The 852-nt window shown below is 50.0% G+C and carries 1 protein-coding gene and 1 pseudogene; one reads left to right on the top strand and one right to left on the bottom strand.

The window, feature by feature from the left end; translation table 11 throughout:
* Positions 1-107: pseudogene (locus P5674_RS25320) on the bottom strand (Uma2 family endonuclease); the annotation flags it as partial.
* Between the two features lie 140 nt (positions 108-247).
* On the opposite strand from P5674_RS25320, the gene P5674_RS25315 reads away from it, so the two are divergent.
* A partial coding sequence (locus P5674_RS25315; protein ID WP_006615826.1) for a Uma2 family endonuclease occupies positions 248-852 on the top strand: 605 nt, incomplete at its 3' end.

Raw genomic sequence — 852 nt, 5'->3', positions numbered from 1 at the left:
CGTTCCAATCTTAAATCGGGGTTGGCGGCGGCGATCGCCTGGAATTGTTCAAGGGTGACGTGGAGAAGGGTGGAGGGTGGTAGTCGCAGGGTGAGGGTGCTGTGCATCAGATTTCCTCCGGGAATGTGGGCGGATATTGTTAATGGTAACTCGGCATATGCTCAGAAATCCTGGCATTGGCTTGGGATTGGGTTATCATATTCCCAGAGAGGGGAAACGCGCCTATGAGTTTATAGGGAGATGAGCAATGGTTTCTCAGCCAAAAATCGCAACTCAGCACGAAATTATCTATCCTGATTCTGACGGTAAACCGATGGCGGAGAATACGATTCAGTTTCGCTGGATTATGACCATATATCACAATCTGGCGTGGTTATTTGCCCTACAGGCGGATGTGTTTGTAGCGGGGGATTTACTCTGGTATCCGGTGGAAGGGAATAATAAGATACGCCAAGCGCCGGATGTTATGGTGGTGTTTGGGGTAGAGAAGGGAGACCGGGGTTCTTACCAACAGTGGAAAGAAAAGGCGATCGCCCCCCAGGTCGTGTTTGAAATTCTGTCTCCGGGGAACCGACCGGGAGAACTGACTCGGAAGTTGTTATTTTACGAACACTATGGGGTGGAGGAATATTATCTTTATGACCCGGAAAACAATGATTTGAGCGGGTGTATCCGTTCGGGCGATCGTCTGGCTATGATTGAGGAAATGCAGAATTGGGTGAGTCCCCGCCTGCAAGTTCGATTTGAGTTGTCCGAGGAGACGTTAACACTTTATCATCCCCAGGGTCAGCCGTTTTCTTCTCCCCTGGAAATCGAGCAACAATTACAACAGGAGCGATCGCGAGCCGAACA

The organism is Limnospira sp. PMC 289.06 (genome assembly GCF_032350395.1).
Lineage (GTDB): Bacteria > Cyanobacteriota > Cyanobacteriia > Cyanobacteriales > Microcoleaceae > Limnospira > Limnospira platensis.
The sequence above is the reverse complement of the archived record's forward strand: the minus strand, read 5'-3'. Positions and strand labels throughout refer to the sequence as shown.